This window comes from Sediminicola luteus (genome assembly GCF_002514735.1).
Taxonomy (GTDB): domain Bacteria; phylum Bacteroidota; class Bacteroidia; order Flavobacteriales; family Flavobacteriaceae; genus HQA918.
On the sequence record NZ_NBWU01000009.1, the window covers coordinates 40,555 to 60,515 of the forward strand.

Annotated in this window: 20 protein-coding genes; 12 read left to right on the top strand and 8 right to left on the bottom strand. The window is 41.6% G+C overall.

All coding sequences use genetic code 11. The annotated features are described in order from the left end of the window. Window position 1 precedes the first annotated feature (1 nt). Genes B7P33_RS18930 through B7P33_RS18950 form a run of 5 tightly spaced genes read left to right on the top strand, consistent with a single transcriptional unit; the run spans window position 2 to window position 4,076 of the window. Window positions 2-1,030, top strand: coding sequence for a FecCD family ABC transporter permease (locus B7P33_RS18930; RefSeq protein ID WP_245871843.1), 1,029 nt, complete (start codon window positions 2-4; stop codon window positions 1,028-1,030). A gap of 29 nt (window positions 1,031-1,059) precedes the next feature. Continuing rightward, the gene (locus B7P33_RS18935; protein ID WP_245871844.1) at window positions 1,060-1,815 is read left to right on the top strand and encodes an ABC transporter ATP-binding protein; all 756 of its coding nucleotides are present in this window, start codon (window positions 1,060-1,062) and stop codon (window positions 1,813-1,815) included. A 40-nt stretch (window positions 1,816-1,855) separates the two neighbouring features. Further along, on the top strand, window positions 1,856-3,211 hold the full coding sequence (gene rmuC, locus B7P33_RS18940) for a DNA recombination protein RmuC (protein ID WP_394341537.1): 1,356 nt from the start codon (window positions 1,856-1,858) through the stop codon (window positions 3,209-3,211). Next, window positions 3,208-3,555 carry a 6-phosphogluconate dehydrogenase gene (locus B7P33_RS18945; RefSeq protein WP_097443813.1) on the top strand — a complete coding sequence of 116 codons (348 nt, stop codon included), beginning with the start codon at window positions 3,208-3,210 and terminating at the stop codon, window positions 3,553-3,555. Before rmuC ends, B7P33_RS18945 begins: the two co-directional genes overlap by 4 nt. 41 nt (window positions 3,556-3,596) lie before the next feature. Next, a complete protein-coding gene (locus B7P33_RS18950) occupies window positions 3,597-4,076 on the top strand; it encodes an HNH endonuclease (RefSeq protein ID WP_172436007.1) in 480 nt (159 codons plus the stop codon). Between the two features lie 84 nt (window positions 4,077-4,160). Here the strand turns inward: B7P33_RS18950 and carB are convergent, their stop codons facing one another. Then, window positions 4,161-7,013, bottom strand: a complete 2,853-nt coding sequence (gene carB / locus B7P33_RS18955) for a carbamoyl-phosphate synthase large subunit (RefSeq protein WP_097443815.1) — start codon at window positions 7,011-7,013, stop codon at window positions 4,161-4,163. A gap of 91 nt (window positions 7,014-7,104) precedes the next feature. Continuing rightward, on the bottom strand, window positions 7,105-7,263 hold the full coding sequence (rpmH, locus tag B7P33_RS18960; protein WP_097443816.1) for a 50S ribosomal protein L34: 159 nt from the start codon (window positions 7,261-7,263) through the stop codon (window positions 7,105-7,107). A 224-nt stretch (window positions 7,264-7,487) separates the two neighbouring features. On the opposite strand from rpmH, the gene B7P33_RS18965 reads away from it, so the two are divergent. Both B7P33_RS18965 and B7P33_RS18970 read left to right on the top strand, forming a co-directional pair. Then, window positions 7,488-8,318 (top strand): DUF6263 family protein, encoded by an 831-nt coding sequence (locus B7P33_RS18965; protein ID WP_097443817.1) that lies wholly within the window; start codon window positions 7,488-7,490, stop codon window positions 8,316-8,318. 3 nt (window positions 8,319-8,321) lie between these two features. Further along, a complete protein-coding gene (locus B7P33_RS18970) occupies window positions 8,322-8,837 on the top strand; it encodes a hypothetical protein (RefSeq protein ID WP_097443818.1) in 516 nt (171 codons plus the stop codon). 78 nt (window positions 8,838-8,915) lie between these two features. Here the strand turns inward: B7P33_RS18970 and B7P33_RS18975 are convergent, their stop codons facing one another. Both B7P33_RS18975 and B7P33_RS18980 read right to left on the bottom strand, forming a co-directional pair. Continuing rightward, window positions 8,916-9,848, bottom strand: coding sequence for a lytic transglycosylase domain-containing protein (locus B7P33_RS18975; protein ID WP_097443819.1), 933 nt, complete (start codon window positions 9,846-9,848; stop codon window positions 8,916-8,918). Between the two features lie 249 nt (window positions 9,849-10,097). Beyond that, a complete protein-coding gene (locus tag B7P33_RS18980; RefSeq protein WP_097443820.1) occupies window positions 10,098-10,784 on the bottom strand; it encodes an alpha/beta fold hydrolase in 687 nt (228 codons plus the stop codon). Between the two features lie 155 nt (window positions 10,785-10,939). Here B7P33_RS18980 and B7P33_RS18985 point away from each other — a divergent pair, with 155 nt between their 5' ends. Further along, window positions 10,940-11,233, top strand: a complete 294-nt coding sequence (locus tag B7P33_RS18985; RefSeq protein WP_097443821.1) for a GNAT family N-acetyltransferase — start codon at window positions 10,940-10,942, stop codon at window positions 11,231-11,233. A 65-nt stretch (window positions 11,234-11,298) separates the two neighbouring features. On the opposite strand, the gene mtaB is transcribed toward B7P33_RS18985, so the two are convergent. Then, window positions 11,299-12,609, bottom strand: a complete 1,311-nt coding sequence (mtaB, locus tag B7P33_RS18990) for a tRNA (N(6)-L-threonylcarbamoyladenosine(37)-C(2))-methylthiotransferase MtaB (RefSeq protein ID WP_097443822.1) — start codon at window positions 12,607-12,609, stop codon at window positions 11,299-11,301. Between the two features lie 98 nt (window positions 12,610-12,707). Between mtaB and B7P33_RS18995 the strand changes: the two genes are divergently transcribed. Further along, complete coding sequence (locus tag B7P33_RS18995; protein ID WP_097443823.1) at window positions 12,708-13,574, top strand: LytTR family DNA-binding domain-containing protein; 867 nt, start codon at window positions 12,708-12,710, stop codon at window positions 13,572-13,574. Window positions 13,575-13,998: 424 nt separating this feature from the next. Here the strand turns inward: B7P33_RS18995 and B7P33_RS19000 are convergent, their stop codons facing one another. Next, entirely contained in the window at window positions 13,999-15,249 is a 1,251-nt protein-coding gene (locus B7P33_RS19000) for a TolB family protein (RefSeq protein WP_097443824.1), read from the bottom strand. A 289-nt stretch (window positions 15,250-15,538) separates the two neighbouring features. On the opposite strand from B7P33_RS19000, the gene B7P33_RS19005 reads away from it, so the two are divergent. Beyond that, window positions 15,539-16,417, top strand: a complete 879-nt coding sequence (locus B7P33_RS19005; RefSeq protein ID WP_097443825.1) for a LytTR family DNA-binding domain-containing protein — start codon at window positions 15,539-15,541, stop codon at window positions 16,415-16,417. 293 nt (window positions 16,418-16,710) lie between these two features. On the opposite strand, the gene B7P33_RS19010 is transcribed toward B7P33_RS19005, so the two are convergent. Together B7P33_RS19010 and B7P33_RS19015 are read right to left on the bottom strand one after the other, a co-directional pair. Then, window positions 16,711-17,889 carry a GlmU family protein gene (locus tag B7P33_RS19010; protein ID WP_097443826.1) on the bottom strand — a complete coding sequence of 393 codons (1,179 nt, stop codon included), beginning with the start codon at window positions 17,887-17,889 and terminating at the stop codon, window positions 16,711-16,713. A gap of 71 nt (window positions 17,890-17,960) precedes the next feature. Continuing rightward, entirely contained in the window at window positions 17,961-18,215 is a 255-nt protein-coding gene (locus tag B7P33_RS19015) for a type B 50S ribosomal protein L31 (protein WP_097443827.1), read from the bottom strand. 170 nt (window positions 18,216-18,385) lie between these two features. On the opposite strand from B7P33_RS19015, the gene B7P33_RS19020 reads away from it, so the two are divergent. After that, complete coding sequence (locus tag B7P33_RS19020) at window positions 18,386-18,910, top strand: DUF4199 domain-containing protein (RefSeq protein ID WP_097443828.1); 525 nt, start codon at window positions 18,386-18,388, stop codon at window positions 18,908-18,910. Window positions 18,911-18,949: 39 nt separating this feature from the next. Further along, window positions 18,950-19,924 (top strand): glycosyltransferase family 2 protein, encoded by a 975-nt coding sequence (locus B7P33_RS19025; RefSeq protein WP_097443829.1) that lies wholly within the window; start codon window positions 18,950-18,952, stop codon window positions 19,922-19,924. Window positions 19,925-19,961: the final 37 nt, after the last annotated feature.

The window sequence follows — 19,961 nt, forward strand, 5'->3', positions numbered from 1 at the left end:
AGTGAACCGATTTCAAAAAAGGCATATCTATTTGTTCTTAAGCCTAATCTTGGCCTTGGCAGTGGCATTTATAGCCGATATTGCCATGGGTTCGGTATACATTCCGCTCCGCACCACTTTCGATGCCTTACTGACAGGCACATCCGATAGCGGGAATTGGGGTTATATCATTTGGCAATTTCGTATACCTAAGGCCATTAGTGCGATAATTATTGGAAGCGGACTTTCTTTAAGCGGTTTGTTAATGCAGACCTTGTTCCGGAATCCACTGGCCGGGCCCTACGTGTTGGGTGTCAGTTCCGGGGCAAGTTTAGGGGCCGCCATATTGATCATGGGGGCAGGTCTTGTACCATTTGCCATCGCCATCGACAATCCCGTAACCCTTGTAGTAGCTTCGGCCTTGGGAAGTTTTTTGGTTTTGATGGCCGTTATGGGTATGGCCCGTAAAACCAAGGATAGCATGGCCTTATTGATCATTGGGCTCATGTTCGGTAGTATTACCTCGGCAGTAGTTAGCGTATTGTCTTATTTTTCGGAGGCGGAAGCTTTGCAGCGTTTTATTATTTGGTCCTTGGGCAGTTTAGGGCATTTGTCTTGGGGGCAGATCGGTATACTGGCCCTCGCACTGTTATTAGGCTTATTATTTACGGTTATTAGTATTAAATCTTTAAATGGACTGTTGTTAGGGGAAACTTACGCTCAAAGTATGGGTACCGATATTAAAAAAGCACGTATCTATATTATTTTGGCAGCGGGTATTTTGGCCGGAAGCATTACCGCCTTTGCTGGGCCCATTGCATTTGTAGGTTTGGCCGTACCCCATTTGGCACGTCAGCTTTTCGATACTACCCAACATAAGGTTATGGTGCCCGCCACCCTACTTTTGGGAGCAATTCTAATGTTGTTATGCGATATCGTGGCACAATTACCGGGATACGAACAGGTACTACCAATCAATGCGATTACTTCCATAATAGGGGCCCCTATCGTAATTTGGTTGCTTTGGAAACGTAATAAGATGTTGTTTTAATGACAGGGCATCCCAAAAATATCATCCAAGTGTCCCAGGTATCCATCGGGTATGACCCTAACGAGCCAGCTATAGGAAAGGGTATTGGTTTTGAAGTAGAGACAGCTTCCTTTATCGCTCTAGTAGGTTCCAACGGTATTGGAAAGTCGACCTTATTAAAAACCTTGGACGGTCGTATCCCGCCCTTGGAGGGCCAGATAAGCATTTTGGGCAAGCCCTTAGAAGATTACGAAATAAAACAATTGGCCAAGGTGGTCTCTATCGTTGGTACATCGGCGGTCGAATCAAAAAACCTGAGTGTGTATGATCTCGTTGCCATGGGGAGGCAACCCCATACGGGATGGTTGGGAACTTTATCCCGTACCGATCACGCCCATATAAAAAGAGCTTTGACACTTACCCAAACCGAGTATTTGGCAGACCGAAAATGCTTTCAGCTTAGCGATGGCCAATTACAGAAAGTTATGATCGCCAGGGCGTTGGCACAAGACACCCCCATAATCTTAATGGATGAGCCAACGACCCATTTGGATATGTATCACGCCATTCAAGTATTGAAATTATTGAAACAGATATCAAAATCGGAAGATAAAACCATATTATTCAGTACCCATGATATCGGTAGCGCCATTCAATTGTGCAATCATATGTTGGTCATGACCCCAGAAAAATCTTTCTTCGGCACCCCCTGTGAATTAATTGAGGCCGAGCGTTTCGATGGACTTTTTCCAAAAGACAGTATTCGTTTCGACAAAAATACCGGTACCTTTAAAATAATTGAGTAGGAAGTCCGATCTTTACCTAGTATTATAAAAAATAGGATTCGTGGAAGGCATTTCAATTACGGTTTTACTTATTTCACTGTTCTTAGCTTTGGGGGTTGGCTTTTTCCTTGGCCAGCTCATTGGTAAACTAAAAGCCAAAACCCTAAACAGCGAGAAGGAGAACCAACAACATCTATTTGAAGAGCGTATCGGTAGTTTGAAAGATGAACTTGAAACTGCCCAAACCGATTTGAGGGTCATTCGTGAAGCCAAGGAAGGGCTGGGCAGGGAATTGGTTCGTTACCAGACGGAGCTGGCCAATCTGCAACTCAAAAACGAAGAGCAAAAGGCGGAAACCACCAAACTCCAAGAAAAATTCAATAAAGAATTCCAAGTTTTAGCGAACAAGATCCTTGAGGAAAAAAGCAGCAAATTTACCGAGCAGAATAAAGAAAACCTGAAAAACATACTGAATCCACTTCAAGAAAAAATCAAACTATTTGAAGACAAGGTCGATAAGAGCCAAAAGGAAAACATAAGCATACACGCTGCATTAAAAGAGCAACTACGCAACCTAAAAGACCAAAATCTAAAAATTACCCAAGAGGCCGAAAACCTGACCAAGGCTCTGAAGGGTGACAGTAAACTTCAAGGAAATTGGGGCGAATTGGTACTCGAACGGGTTTTGGAAAAGTCAGGACTCGAAAAAGACCGGGAGTATAGCGTTCAGCAGAGTTTTACAAGGGAAGATGGTAGCCGGGTGATGCCCGATGTAATCATACATCTGCCCGATGGTAAGAAAATGATCGTCGACTCCAAAGTCTCTTTAACCGATTACGAACGTTATGTGAATGCCGACAAGGGTGATCAGGAGGCCTATCTTAAAAGTCATGTAAATTCCTTGAAAAAGCATGTAGCCCAGTTGTCAGACAAGAAATACGAAGACCTGTACGAAATGGAAAGCCCTGATTTCGTACTTATGTTTGTACCAGTTGAGCCGGCCTTCGCCTTGGCACTACAGGTAGAAACCGATTTGTATAGCAAGGCGTTCGAGAAAAATATCATCATCGTTACCCCCACTACCCTATTGGCGACCCTACGTACCATAGACACGATGTGGAACAATGAAAAGCACCAACGCAACGCCATAGAAATCGCCCGACAGGCCGGAGCACTTTACGATAAATTCGAAGGTTTCGTAACCGATCTTACCAAAGTGGGCAAGAAAATGGATGAGGCCAAAAACGAATATCGTGGTGCCATGAACAAGCTGGTAGAAGGCCGTGGCAATTTAGTGACCAGCATAGAACGTATTAAGAAAATGGGGGCCAAAACCAAAAAATCGCTCCCCGAAGCGATAATCAAAAGGGCCCAAGAAGATTCCAACGAACTATTCGACCAAAACCAAACCCCATGAGAAAAGCAGTTTCCGTAGTAATTTTAGCCATTGTATTGATTGGAATCGCCTATTTTTCCTTTATCTATTATGTGCCATATAGTGAAGGCGTACGTTCTGGTGAATTGGTTAAAATAAGCCACAAAGGGGTGTTGGTGAAAACCTGGGAAGGCGAAATTAGTCAAGGGGTATCGGAGGCACAGCGGTTTATGTTCTCTGTAGAAGATGGTAAGAAAGAAATCATCCAACAGCTGAAAGACTACCAAGGTAAGCAGGTAAAACTAAACTATACCGAACGCTATAAGACGTTTTTCTGGCTGGGCGATACCAAATACTTTATCACCAAAGTAAGCCTTGAAGAATAAGCCGTTTATCTCTTTTACTGATTTTTGATTACATTATGGGGATGAAAGGAAAGTGGACAGCTGAACAAATCGCTTTTTTAGAGGCGAATTATACGTATATCGGAGATACTGAGCTTACTGTTCATTTTAATGCCAAATGGGGTGGTTTTACCAGAAAGGGTATTGAAAAGAAACGGAGGCTGTTAAAATTAAAGCGCAACAAAAAGCAATTACACCAAATCCGGATGCGTAACAGACAACGCGGGGTTTGGACCAACAACGGAAGTAATCGTTGGGAAAATACCGAGCAATACCCGATCGGACACCGGTATTTCTGCACTTCAAAAAAATATGTGTACATTAAAACCGAAAACGGCTACGAACCTTACCATAGGTATTTATGGGAAAAACACCATGGCCCAATTCCCGATAACCATGTGGTTTGTTTTAAAGAAGGCGCAGATAAGGAATACTTTGGTGTAACCGATATTCAATTGGTTTCTCGAAAAGAGTTTATCAAAACCTCCACTGCCCTTCCCTAAACCATTTACTCTAAACTTGTAATTAAAATGACCATAAAAAAGCCCCCGTTTCCGGAGGCTTTATTTCTGATTATATGAGCTGTATTATTTGCTCAAGTACATTTTACGCTTGGAGTACAAATCGTAAAACTGGTCGTCTTTTAAACTATCGATAAACAAAATGCTCTCACCTGTACTCTTCATTTCAGGGCCTAGGTTTTTGTTTACATTCGGGAATTTATCGAAGGAGAATACCGGTTGTTTAATGGCGTAACCCTCCAATTGCGGATTAAAATCAAAGTCCTTAACCTTCTTATCGCCCAACATTACCTTGGTAGCATAGTTCACATAAGGCTCTTTGTAGGCCTTAGCAATAAACGGTACCGTACGTGAGGCCCTCGGATTGGCTTCAATGATATAGACCGTATCGTCTTTAATAGCGAACTGTATGTTGATCAAACCTACCGTATTCAAGGCTTTGGCTATTTTCTTGGTATGATCCTTGATCTGCTGCATTACGAATTCACCCAAATTGAACGGAGGTAAAGTGGCGTTGGAATCACCAGAATGTATTCCACAAGGCTCAATATGCTCCATAATTCCGATAATGTATACATCTTCCCCATCGCAAATGGCATCGGCCTCGGCCTCAATGGCACCGTCTAGATAATGGTCTAAAAGCAATTTGTTGTTCGGAATCTTACGCAATAAATCTACCACATGTTCTTCCAATTCTTCTTTGTTGATCACGATTTTCATACCCTGACCTCCCAATACATACGATGGACGTACCAAAAGTGGGAAATTCAACTCATCTGCCAGCTCAAGGGCTTCGTCAGTGGTTTCGGCCACACCGAACCTCGGATAAGGAATGTTGTTTTCTTGAAGCAGGGTTGAGAAACTTCCACGGTCTTCGGCCAAATCCAAAGATTCGAAACTGGTTCCCAATATCTTAATACCGTATTTACTCAATTTTTCAGCCAGTTTCAATGCGGTTTGTCCGCCCAACTGTACGATCACCCCTTCCGGCTTTTCGTGTTGAATGATGTCGTAGATATGCTCCCAGAAAACCGGTTCGAAATACAGCTTATCGGCCGTATCGAAATCGGTGGAAACCGTTTCTGGGTTACAGTTGATCATAATCGTTTCGTATCCGCATTCGGCTGCGGCCAAAACACCGTGTACACAACAATAATCGAATTCGATACCTTGACCTATTCGGTTAGGTCCCGATCCCAATACCACAATTTTCTTTCTGTCGGTTACCTCACTGTCGTTGGCCACATAACGATTCCCGTCCTTATCCTCGACTTCCGATTCAAAGGTTGAGTAATAATAAGGGGTAACTGCTTTAAATTCTGCCGCACAGGTATCTACCAGTTTGTAAACCCGTTTAACACCTAAGCGGTTTCGTTTTTCATAAACCTCACTTTCATAGCATTTTATCATATGGGCGATCTGTCGATCGGCGAAACCTTTTTGCTTGGCCTCCAACAATAGGTCTTTGGTTAAAGTCTCAACGCTGTGTTTTGAGATTTCCATTTCTAGATGGTGCAACTCTTCGTATTGCTTTAAGAACCACATATCAATTTTGGTTATCTCATGGATCTTACGAAGTGAAATACCCAACTGAATGGCATCATATATGGCAAAAACCCGATCCCAACTGGCGTGTTTTAGTTTAGAAATGATCTTGTCGTAATCTTTATAGCCTTTGCCGTCGGCCCCAAGCCCATTTCGTTTAATCTCCAATGACTGGGTGGCTTTGTGCAAGGCCTCTTGAAACGAACGGCCTATACCCATAACCTCACCCACGGCCTTCATTTGTAGGCCTAAGGTACGGTCGGAGCCCTCGAATTTGTCAAAGTTCCAACGCGGGATCTTTACGATAACATAATCAATGGTAGGTTCGAACAAGGCAGAGGTCGATTTGGTAATCTGGTTATCCAGTTCGTCCAAGGTATAGCCAATGGCCAACTTGGCGGCCACTTTGGCAATAGGGTATCCGGTGGCTTTTGAGGCCAAAGCCGAAGAACGCGATACCCTTGGGTTGATCTCAATGGCAATGATTTCTTCCTTTTCATCAGGACTTACTGCGAACTGAACGTTACATCCGCCAGCAAAATCCCCAATACTACGCATCATTTTAATGGCCATGTTACGCATCTTTTGGAAGGTAACATCCGATAAGGTCATTGCCGGTGCCACAGTAATGGAATCTCCGGTATGAATACCCATGGGATCCATATTTTCAATGGTACAGATAATAACTACGTTATCGTTCTGATCGCGCAACAATTCCAATTCGTATTCCTTCCATCCCATTAAGGCCTTATCGATCATTACCTCATGAATGGGCGAAACCTCTAGCCCCCTACTCAAAAGGCCGTCGAAATCTTCGGGTTCGTATACAATGGAGGCACCTGCACCTCCTAAGGTATAGGAGGCACGGATTACCAAAGGAAAACCGAAATTCTGGGCAATCTCCTTACCTTTTAAAAAGGAGGTAGCGGTTGCCTGGGGGGCCATCCCTACCCCGATCTTTTCCATGAGGTTGCGGAACTGCTCACGGTCTTCTGTAATATTGATGGCGTCGATATCCACCCCGATTAACTCCACATTAAAATCTTCCCAAATACCTTTATCGGCTGCCTCAATACATAGGTTCAGAGCCGTTTGGCCTCCCATAGTGGGCAATACCGCATCGATATTAGGGTGTTTCCCTAATATCTCGATTATCGATTTGGTGGTCAATGGTAACAAATACACATGATCGGCCATAGTGGGGTCGGTCATGATCGTAGCTGGGTTGCTATTGATCAATACGGTTTCAATTCCATCTTCACGTAACGAGCGAAGGGCTTGGGAACCTGAATAATCGAACTCACAGGCCTGGCCTATAACTATGGGGCCCGACCCAATCAATAAAACGCAATTAATGTCTTTTCTTTTTGGCATATTATGAGTAGTAATCTAGTTGACGTTAGGATAAAAAAAAGGTGTTACCTGTAAAAAGTAACACCTCCATTATGCTGTTCTGGTAATATCATTATTTCTTATGACGTAGTTCTGAAGATACGCTAAGTTTCTTTCTTCCCTTGGCACGTCTACGGGCAAGGACTTTTCTCCCATTGGCAGAAGCCATACGCTCTCTAAAACCGTGCTTGTTCTTTCTTTTTCTTTTTGATGGTTGAAATGTCCTTTTCATTACAAATGTATTTTCTAGGGGTCAAATAATGTCTTGTAAACATGCTTAACCCTGCCTGGGAAAAGCTGGGCGCAAATATACGAAGGTTTTTTGCTTTGACAAATGTATAGATAAAAAATATTTCAGTCGGTTTTTTATTACTTTTGCACTTACAAATTTTTCGAGGCCTTATGCTTGGATGGCGCTTTATATTATGCTGCTTTTGGCTACTCTCCCTTCAATACATGTCCGGGCAAGATTCATTGGGCTATTCCCCAGAAAACGGACAAGTTTTTTTAATTGAACAAAGTGTCGTACAAAGTTTTGACCAACAAATTGGTGAGACCCAAAACCATATAGATACCGAAACTGGCGGTTTAATGGAGTTTAAAGTGATTATGGTCACAGATAGCTTACTTAGCTTTCAGACCACCTTCAAGCAATTATACCTAAAAATCGCCATTGGTGAACAAACTCTTCTTGATATAGATACGATGAGTTTCGGTGAGAGTGACCCCCAACTAGAAATGTTCCGTTGCGTACTCGATAAACCCATTCAGGTAGAAATGGCCACGAATGGTAAAATTGTAAAGGTTAGCAACGAACATGATTTTATTTCGGAAATGATCGCTGTTTCCGGTCTTACCGATAATGAGGTAAAAAGTAAATTAAGTGAAAGTTTGGGTGAAAAGTTCGGAGCGGAGGCCTTGGCCCGAAGTTTTGAACAGTTCACTTTTATATATCCCGACCGTGCCGTTGCCATTGGCGACCAATGGGAAACACATATAACAGGTAAAGCCAATATCGAGAACCAGTGGGTATATACCGCCAAGGATGGTGAAAATATTAGCATACAGGGTGAAGGTGTGGCACATATGGACTTAACGGAAGGAACGGGAAAGGTGGAATTGGACGGCACCCAAACGGTACATGTTAAATGTTGCCCTAAGTCTGGCTTTATTAAAAACATGACCATAGAAGGCGATTTTGAAGGCCATTCAAGCATACCTGAACTAGGGGAAGAAGAATTCCCAACTGCCATGCACCAAACTATAGTTTATAAATTAATCCAATAAATAATGTTCAACAAAAACCTTAAACTTATCATTGCCGCCCTTATCGTGGGCTTTGCCATTTATCAATTTATCGAGGGCTACGTTGGCAATGGTATTTTCTTGATTTTACTGGCTGCCATATTCGTTTTCCTTTACTTTAGGAATGAGATCATTTTGTTGGCCTTTCTAAAAATGAGAAAACAAGATTTGGAAGGTACCGAACGCATATTGAGTAAAATCAAAGACCCGGAAGCCGCTTTGACCACGAAGCAGCAGGGATACTATAACTACCTGCACGGTATCATACATTCCCAAACCAATTTGACCAAGGCTGAAAAATTCTTTAAGAAAGCCTTGAAACTAGGATTGACCATGGACTACGATAAAGCCATGGCCAAATTAAGTCTTGCGGGCATAGCCATGCAAAAACGACGTAAACGTGAGGCTACCATGCTTTTGAACGAGGCCAAAAAACTCGACAAACAAAAAATGCTGAAAGAGCAGATAAAAATGATGCAACAACAAATGAAACGCATCTAAGTTTATTCAGTGTACAAATAAAAAACGGAGCCTTTTGGGCTCCGTTTTTGTTATATTATGTTCTTTGTTCTTATTGGGTTATTCGCCATAATACCCTTTCATCGGAATCTCTAGGGTATACTTCTTACGCGAATTGTTATTTAAATGCGGTTCGCGTAACCAGGGGTTGTGCACCTTTAGTATTTTATAATTGATACCGTATTCCTGAGCAAAGTCGGCAAAATTGCTTACCGGTTTGTCTATCTCAACTTGAAAAGTAGGTACGGGCGTATACAGGTCTTCCTCCTCTATCTCGAACCCAAAGGTAGCGGGATTCGATAAAATCTCTTTAATGGCCAGAATACGGAATACATAGCGGCCAGTCTCCTGTCCTAACAACAAATCGTAATAATCGTCTACCTTCTGTTGGTTCAAATATTTATTTATGCCTCCGGGCCCGGCGTTATATGAAGCGGCGGCCAAGGTCCAGTTCCCAAAACGTTCTTTCGCTTTTAACAGGTATTTACAGGCAACTTCGGTAGATTTTGCCAAATGGTAACGCTCGTCAACATTTTTATTGATTTCTAAACCATATTCGCGACCGGTGGTGCTCATAATCTGCCAAAAACCAGTAGCCCGGGCTGGGGATACCACATTCTGCAAACCACTTTCGGCTACTGCCAAATATTTAAAATCATCTGGAATCCCATGCTTTTCCAAGATAGGTTCAATAACTGGGAAATACTTATGAGCCCTTTTCATTAGTAGAAGCGCATTGGACTGCCAATAGGTATTCACCAAAAACTCACGATCGACACGTTCTTTTACTTCCGGGTCATCGGTGGGGACGGCCTCACCGGCGAAATCTAGATCTTCCGGAATATCTACCGCTGCTATACGATACATATTTGCTGGTTTTTCTTTTTCTACCGGATCTGTAGTTTGAACCTCTTTTTCATTCACGGCATAAATCAGGGTGCTGATCACAAAGCAAACACCCAACAACATCAATAGGTTTTTTAAGAACTTCATCTTTTAAAAATTACATTATCCTAGGATGCCCAACTAATACAGCATCGACAGACATGGGGTTAATTACAATACCGCTCTAAGCGGGTTTATATTTTCGATTATTTTGGTCAGCTAAATATATTCAACTTAAACAAACTGACCATTTTTAATCAGAAAAACTTGTTTTAATAGTCGTTTTTCAGCGTTTCAACTTAAAAATTAGGTCGATTTAAAGGATTTTCGATGAAATGCACTCCCAGAAGGCCGCCGTTAGACTATATCTTTACAACTGTTTTCCCCTTCAATAATTGTAGGTAAGTTGTCATTTAGCCATTTAAAGCGGTGAACCACCAAAGTATGTGTGGCATTGGGTACGACATAGGCATTTGAAATATGCGACAAAGGGAAAACCGTGTCTTTATCTCCATGGATGTGCACGATTCCATCCGGGGCCTCTTTTTGCTGCCAATTTACGATTTGGTCTATGGCCCAGTCCAAATAATATTTATCTCGGACCGAAAGATATTTTTTGTACAAATCCATCCGCTTGCCCACGGTATCACCAAAGGCATATTTTGCCAACAACTCTACATTCTGAACCAATCCGGTCGGTAACAATTTGTGGGCCTTGGTATATTTGGCAAACACCATTTTTTTGGGCAATTCGGACTGGCTTTTTACACTCGAAATAATAATGAGTTTGCGTACCGGAATCAGTTTCGCCATTTCCTGCACCAAAATACCTCCAAATGAAACTCCTATAAGAATAGGATTTTCATGTTTAATATGGTTATTCATACGCCCTGCGTAATGCGCTAATGTCTCGTTTTTTTTGGGCAAAATCCATTCGAGATAATGCACTTCATATAGGGCCGATGGTAATTTTAAATGTTCAAAAATGCTAGGGTTGGCTGCCATTCCTGGCATACAATAGACTTGTATTTTACTGTGGGTCATGTTAAAACAAGGCTTTCGGGTCGGGAAAGTTCGTTATTTCTCTATTAAAATCGTTACCTTTGTGTTAAATAAACACTAAGCTATTAAAATCGCACCTAAATATAGGGTGCTTTTAAATTGTCGAGAACCAATTTAACTAATTTTAATAAGGCTATATGAATGAAGTTATGATTAAAGACAATAGCTTTCTACGGCAGTATGAAGCTAGGGTCGATGGACACTTGGCCAAAATCGAGTACTCCTCGCAAGAACGTAAGGTTTTCTTGACCAAATTGGTCATCCCTGAGGAAATCGAACTAGAAGGTTTTAAAGAAGCCTTCATCAAAGAGGTTTTACACGAGATCCAAGAAAAGAATCTCAGGGTCGTTCCCACAAGCCCACAAATTGCTGGTTTTCTAAGAAAGAACAGGCAATACAAAGAGATGCTACCGGTAGGAATCCGGATTTAAGCTTCACGAAAAAATTAAAAAAACACCTCTCTGCCGGGAGGTTTTTTTATGCCCAAAAATTTGGATTAACAATAGGCGAAACGTACAAGGCCGTCTTCGTCAATACGTTCTAAACGCACTTTATGTAGCGTATTTACTAATTGCGGGTCCCATGGCGCCTTTACTTTGACATAGTTCTCCGTAAACCCGTGTATATAACCTTCTTTGTTCTCGCCTTCGAACAAGACCATACGCTCACTGCCTAATTGACTCTCGTAAAACGCCCGTCGCTTTTTTACCGATAACCCCCGTAACATTTTACTTCGTTTGGTCCGGACCGCTTTGGACACTACTCCGCCCATTACTGCTGCTTCCGTATTATCGCGCTCCGAATAGGAGAAAACATGCAAGTACGAGATATCCAAATCTGCCAAAAAATTATAGGTATCTAAAAAATGATCATCGGTCTCCCCTGGGAAACCCACGATAACATCTACCCCAATACAAGCATGGGGCATTACCTCGCGGATGCGTTTTACCCGGTCTACATATAATCCGCTGAGATAGCGTCTACGCATTTTTTTTAGAATCTCGTCACTGCCACTTTGAAGCGGAATATGAAAATGCGGTACAAAATTGCGACTTTGGGCCACAAAATCTATAGTCTCGTTTTTTAGCAGATTGGGCTCTATGGAAGAAATGCGCAATCTGTTTACGCCTTCAACCTGATCTAGGGCCCTAACCAATTCCAAGAAAGTATGTTCGTGTTTTTTATTACCGAACTCCCCTTTGCCATAATCGCCAATATTAACTCCAGTAAGTACGATTTCTTGGATGCCTTTAGAGGCGATTTCAGAGGCATTCTTTAGCACGTTTTCCAAAGTATCGCTGCGTGAGATTCCCCTTGCCAAAGGTATGGTACAGTAGGTGCATTTATAATCGCAACCATCTTGAACCTTTAAGAAAGCGCGGGTTCTGTCGCCGATGGCATAGCTGCCGACATAAAAATCGGCGTCCTCAATCTCACAACTATGTACTTCTCCTTGCTCATTTTTTGAAAGGTCGTTCAGGTAATCGGTAAGTTTGAACTTTTCGGTGGCCCCCAAAACCAAATCAACCCCATCTACAGCGGCCAATTCTTTGGGCTTAAGCTGGGCATAACAGCCTATGGCGGCCACAAAAGCATTCTCGTTGCGTTTTTGGGCCTGTTTTACCACCGTTTTAAAGCGCTTATCGGCATTGTCGGTCACCGAACAGGTATTGATTACATAAATATCGGCCACCTCTTCAAAACCAACCCGATCAAAACCCTCTTGTTTAAAACTTCGGGCAATAGTAGAGGTTTCTGAAAAATTCAGTTTACATCCTAAGGTATGGAAAGCCACTTTTTTACGCATTGCTACACTTGTTCATTTCCTTGTTCGAAAAACGGGCTGCAAAGATATTACAATTTCTTGAGTGGATTTTTTTAGTTTTGAAATCTCAACCCTAATGCATGAAAGCCCTCAAGCGCCTAGCCCAACAGGAAATATTCTTTTACCCGCGACCATTATGGCGGAATACGTTGTGGGTCTTTTTGGCCGTAATGGCCATAATCTTGTTTTTGAATCCGCATAAGATTAAAAGTGTGGAGCAACCCAACCGGGTTTTACTCATGCTGGGGTTTGCCTTGGTGTATGCCCTAGGTTACTTAATAGCACATGCCTTGTTGGGTAGGAACAAAAAACAATGGATGCGGTTAGAATTCATAGGGGTTTTATCGCTTTCGGCTGTTTTTACGGCCATGGGTATAGTGGCAATTCGAACTTTTGTTATGCATTACCAAACACCTCCGGAAATTATCTCTGGGAGCCCTTGGACCCCTTTTCAACCATGGCGGTTGTTTTCTATTTGTGCGATTCATTCGGGCATACAGACCGCCATGAATTACAGCTCTTATCTTTTGTTTCTTAGAAAGATGCTTACTTCTGGGCAAAATGAAATCGATTCGAATAAAAACAGGCACCAAGTAAACATACATTTTAAGGGAAAAAACAAGAACGAAGCATTAACCTTGGAGGCCTCTCGTTTTTTATACGCCTCTAGTGAAGGACATTACGTGAACATCCATTTTATTGATGAAGGCCAAACCAAGAGCAAGTTACTTCGTAATAGCATGAAAAACATCCAATTGCAAACAGTGGCTTCCTCAACGGTATATCGCTGTCATAATTCCTATTTGATAAATCTATTACATGCGAAAGCCATAAAGGGTAATAGCAATAAAAGTGTGGTGGTTTTAAACCATGTTACTGAAAACATTCCGGTTTCCCCTTCTAAATTCGTATCGCTAAAACGATTGGTGATTAATAAAGGCCAATAAAAAACCGCGCCTGGCGTGGCGCGGTATCACCGGGACGAAAAGGTACAATCAATCTAAATCAGCAATCATCCTGCTCTCCATAAATGCTATCCTCGGTGTCTTCCAATTGATTCAATAGAAAATTGATCAATAGGATTAGGATAAGCAGGTATATCAATATCAAGAACATCATAAGCTTGTTTTATTGGGCAAGCTTGTGGGGGAAGAAGACCGCCAATTCATGCCGATCCCCCGACTTGCCAAACCAAAGTTGAAATGGCCTGCCGGGAAATTCAAAAAGCTTTCATGCCTTTATAAAGAAATCCATTTAAACGAACATAACACCTTCATATCATGAGTGTTATAAGTTTCGTGAAATCCCCCATTGGGCATACTTTTGAAAGCTGTTTTTAGTTAAAATCTGTTAATAAGGGAAAAGCCCCCCTTAACGCGGGAAATCAAGATTTACAAAATCGTTCTCTTTTTGGGGTAGCCAATTGTCTGGCCCTAGAATCCATTGGATCTGATACGGACGTTCCTTACCTGATCGATTGGAAGTAAGGTATGCGGTTTGATTCGATACATGTGTTATATAAGCGATATCGTCTTTCGGTGAGTTTATACCTGCACCTAAATTACAGCTTACCCCAACAGTGGGAAAATTGAGATGCACATATAGATCATATCCCCCAAAGCCCGCATGTCCGTCGGAGGCGAAATACAAAATACCATCGGAGGCTTCGTTCGGATAGATTTCTTTACCACCAGTGTTTATGGTGCTACCTAAATTCAATGGTTCCCCTATGTTTCCATTTTCCAAAATGGGCGCTTTATACAAATCTAGCTGGCCAAAGCCACCCGGTCTGTCCGAGGCAAAATATAAATGTCTCCCGTCTACACTCATTTTAGGGTACATATTGGAGTATTCGGGATGCATTAGTACCGGAACAGGGCTTGACCAATTCCCTTGTTTTGATGGGGCAGTAGCAAAAATCCCGTATTCGAAAGTACCCTTTTGGGTTTCATATGACTTCATAAAATAGGCGGTTTGACCGTCTTTTGAAAGCGTAAAACTTCCTGCATGCCCTTTTTTATCATTAATGGATGGATTGAGTAAACGAAGGGGCCCCGAATTTTCATCACGCACAGCCAACTCCATATCCGGGGACCCCTTCTCCAACATACTCAAATAACACACATCATGATTAACATCGGTCAATATGACCGATTCTAATGCGTTCGTCCCTATATCAAATGCCCTAATTTCGGCACTAAGACCAATTTCAATTTCCCCTAATTGGTTTAGGGTAGCATAGTCTAAATTCGGGAATAAAGCTTCGATTTGGTGTTTTATTTCCCAAGACTGTTGTTCCTGCCCCAAAATTTCCAAGCTTCGCAACATACGCACCAAGGGCATTAGACCGTAGTTATTGGTATGCCCATGCCATTGGGTGTACCACTTACAGGCCATTTCGTATTCTTGCAACCAAAAATGCATATTGGCCATTCTCATATATGCCGTTGAGCTCTTTAACCCTAATTGAATCAACTGATTTAGGTGTTGGATCTCATTTTTAAGGTTTTGGTTAGGGTGTTGCCCAAAACTGGCATTTTGCGAGCTTAGCTGCCATGGCCACATGACCACAAATACCAAAATGGAAAACAGCAACTTTCTTATTTTGAATACGCTTATCATAGGTGGTTTATTTGGGTTCCAAACGGAATAGGCAGCAAAATTCAAATGTTGGGTGCATTCCTCAAAACTATTTTCAACTACACCATAACTATATCATAAAAACCATTCTTTTTACCAGTATTACAGCAGCTTACACCATTTATGAAACATTGATGTTTTCATGTATTTGCTGCTATTATCAAAATTTTCGTGATAATTATCTTACTTACTGCTTAGTATGAAATCCTACATCATTTCCGTTTCGTTTTTCGTATTTTAATCGGGAACGGAAAATTGATCAAACGCATTTATGTTACATCAAATAAAGGCTTACTTATCGTATGAAATATTTTTCCATACGGGAAATCTATGGAGAAGCAGTCTTTGGATCGGTGGTATGCTATTCTTACTCATGTTCACTTTAGAGCCGCATAGTTTTGACCAGTTGCCTTTTTCGCATCAGTTACGGGCGGCCCTCATGAATATATGGCCTTTTATGCTGGGGTATATATTGGCTTGTACCCTGTATCGGAGGGATGCCAAAAATTGGAAACGCTGGCATCACTACATTCTTATCGTCATTGGAACCCTGATTACTACAGCCTTGTTGGTGCTGTCTAATTCTATGCTAAATGGTTTTATGGTGGCAAACGGCTACGATTTTGACCCCTATCTAACGATTAGACCAAGAAGTGTCTTGGTTACCTTAATGCTGAATGCCGCCCTTTTCACTTCATTGAATTATGCCAAATACCTCTCTTTTTTAAAGAAAAAGCTAAACAAAAACATAAATGCCAAATTGAATGCGAATATCGAAAACGATGTACAGGATGTGTATTTACGTGGTCGGAATAAAAACGAAATACTACGCATACCTTCCCATAGGCTAATTTGTTTGAAAAGTGAAGGGCATTATATCAAAATCGTACACTTGGCAGGAGAAAAACAGGAGTTAAAAATTACGGTATTCCGAAATACACTTAAAGAAATGGAGCTACAGACCGTTACCTTACCCAGCGCCTTTAAGTGCCATAAATCGTATATCATCAATTTGAACATGGTTCGCAGTATTCGGGGCAAGGCCCAACAGTCATACCTATACTTAAGACATCTAGATGACCCCATACCCATTTCTCCTGCCAAAATCGGTGTGCTACGCAAATATGTTGAAATGCGAAAAGTAGGCTAAGGTCTCTATTTTGAATGAGAGCTTTCCTCGTTGTCGAACACTTCTTCCTTAGACTTTTCGTAGTAGTGTAATCCAGTATTTATCGCGATGATAACCAAGAATAGATACGCAATGGATAAAAACACCATAATGTTCGGATTTGTTTTAAAACCCAAATATCATGGTAACCAAATAGTCTATAAAAATCTTTTCATTTAGCTGTATAGCATTTCATAAGAAACAACTTACCACTCTATATTTGTGTAAGTTACCTCGCAAATGAAAATACATCAATCTCACAAAAGACACAGAAATCAGCCGTCCTTTCTATAGATTTTGGTTAGCTCAAAAACGGCATTCAATATATCGGCTTCCACTTGATCAAAGGCCAGCCCTCTTCTATTAAGAACCACCTCGGCTACTTCAAAAGCTTTTTTCGGTAAATAGGTCGTGAATCCAGCGGCACCACCCCAGCTAAAACTGGGCACAAAATTACGCGGGAAGCCGGTTCCGAATATATTGGTATTCACCCCAATAACGGTACCGGTATTGAACATGGTATTGATACCACATTTCGAATGATCGCCCATCATTAGGCCACAAAACTGTAGCCCTGTTTTGGTAAAACGACCGCTGCCGTAGTCCCAAAGTTTAACTTCGGCATAATTGTTTTTCAAATTCGAAGTATTGCTATCGGCGCCTATGTTGCACCATTCGCCTAAGACCGAGTTGCCCAAATAACCTTCATGCCCTTTACTGGAATTGCCAAATATCACAGCATTGTTTACTTCACCAGAGACCTTAGAATTGGGCCCAAAAGTAGTAGGACCATATATTTTAGCCCCCATTTTAATAATGCTACCTTCGCCCAAGGCAAATGGTCCGCGGATAAAACTGCCTTCCATGATCAAGGTGTCTTTACCGATATAAATAGGTCCGGTCTTAGTATTTAATACGGTACATTCGATATCAGCCCCTTCTTCGACAAACAAAGGGCCATCGCCAATTACGGTATTGGTATCGGATATTTTGGCACTGGTTCGGCCATGGGTCAACAATTCAAAGTCTAAAGCTAGGGCTTCCCCATTTTTGGCGAATATATCCCAGGTATGATCTACCGACAAAAGGGGTTCGGTATACGCTATTCGCTCTAATGAATCTAATTGGGTTTCATCTAATAGTTCTTGGGCAACATAGGCCAACAGCCTATCCCCCATCCATAACCCCTGGCCATTTTCTAACCTTTTAACAGTAGACAAAAGGGCTTCGGTAGGTATAAGGCAACCATTTACAAAATGATTGGATTCTTCTTGGTTAATGGGATACTTTACAGAAAGATAGTCCGCTGTGGCATGTGATACCGAACAGCCTGTAGTATGTTGCCATTTTTCGGTAATGGTCATAATGCCAATACGTATCTCAGCAACCGGACGTGTATAGGTAAACGGCAAAAGTGCCTGACGTTCAACACCATCAAACAAAATGATATTCATACCTTAAATTTTAGCCAAAATAAAAAAGTCACGCCCTAGGGACGTGACTTAAAAACAAAAATATCGTTATTTTATTGTTTGCTGAACTTCTTGTATTTGTTCTTGAACTTGTCAATACGACCAGCAGTGTCGATAAGTTTAGACTTACCGGTATAGAACGGATGCGAAGTTCTTGAGATTTCCATCTTTACCAATGGGTATTCAACCCCATCCACTTCCAAGGTCTCTTTGGTATCGGCGGTAGACTTGGTAATAAACACATCATCATTGGACATATCCTTAAAGGCTACCAATCTATAGTTTTCTGGGTGAATTCCTTTTTTCATTAGTATATAAAGTTTTGTACTTCTAAAATTTCAGAGTGCAAATTTAATGTTTTTTTCTTTACCTCCTAATAGTGGGCAAAAAATAATTAGTTCTTATGGGAGGTGTAACAAATATATGGCGATCACTACTAATCATATCGAAAATCAACTTATATAAATAATCAACTATTATGGAAGAAAATCAAATCAAACCAGGAAAGTTCTCGTGGACTTATGGTTTAATCACCGGTATGGCCAGTGTAATACTAGGTGCCATGCTTTACTTTGCCGACATGGCCTATGAACAGCGCTGGGAAGTAACAGTGCTAGGGCTACTTATTTTAACTGCAGGTGTTGTACTTGGCATACTCAGCTTTAAAAAAGCGAATGGCGGCTTTCTTAAGTTGGCACAAGCCCTGAAATTAGGAGCGGGAATTGGTGCTGTTGCAGCTCTTTTGGGAATTGTTTGGCATTTGCTTTTAACCAACGTAATCGAACCTGATTTTATCGATAATGTAATGGCCTTTCAAAAAGCCAAAATTTTAAAGGAAAACCCGGGTATGGATGTTGCCCAATTGGATAAGGGTATGGAGATGCAAAAAAGCATTATGGCCTATGCCACTTATCCGGTAATGATTATTTTCAACGTTATTGTTGGTCTAATCATTGGTTTGATCGCCGGACTGATTACAAAAAAAGAACCGGACACCTATTAAAAGAATATTGTACTTTTGGATTACAATCCAAAGTATCCTATGGATCTATCGATAGTAATCCCATTATTAAACGAAAGGGAATCTTTAGTAGAACTCCACGATTGGATCGTATCGGTGATGCGATCCAATCGTTTTTTATATGAAATTCTCTTTATAGACGACGGCAGCACCGATGGGTCTTGGGAAACGATTGAAACACTTTCGGCCCAAAACCCCAATGTAAAAGGGGTCCGTTTTTTACGTAATTACGGTAAATCTCAGGCCTTACATGCCGGGTTCGCTCGGGTTAGCGGCGATGTGATCATTACCATGGATGCCGATCTACAAGACAATCCGGAAGAGATTCCCGAACTCTATCGCCTAATCACGGAAGAAGGTTTTGATTTAATCTCGGGCTGGAAAAAGAAACGATACGACCCAATTTTAGGGAAAAACCTGCCTTCCAAACTATTTAATTGGGCCGCCCGGAAAACCTCAGGGGTAAAACTTCACGACTTTAATTGTGGCCTTAAAGCCTACCGCGCCGATGTAGTGAAGTATATTGAGGTTCGGGGCGAAATGCATCGCTATATTCCCGTTTTGGCCAAGAACGCGGGCTTTGCCAAGATCAGCGAAATGGAAGTTAGGCATCAGGCCCGTAAATTCGGCAAGACCAAATTCGGGGCCGAACGTTTTATCAATGGTTTTCTCGATCTGATCACCATTTGGTTCGTTTCCAAATTCGGTAAAAGACCCATGCACTTATTCGGGGCCTTGGGGGTTTTAATGTTTATAATCGGTTTTGGATTTTCGGCCTATTTGGGCATAGACAAGCTCTTTTTGAACCCTACGGGCAGATTGATTACCGAACGCCCCGAGTTTTTTATAGCCCTTACGGCCATGTTGATTGGTACCCAACTGTTCTTGGCCGGATTCTTGGGGGAAATCGTGGTACGCTCCAGAACCCATGAGAAACGTTATGAAATTGCCCAGGAAATTTTCCCTGAGCAAGCGATTTCTACAATAAATACCTAACCCAAACGTAATATTGCTTATAGACGATTTGTCTACC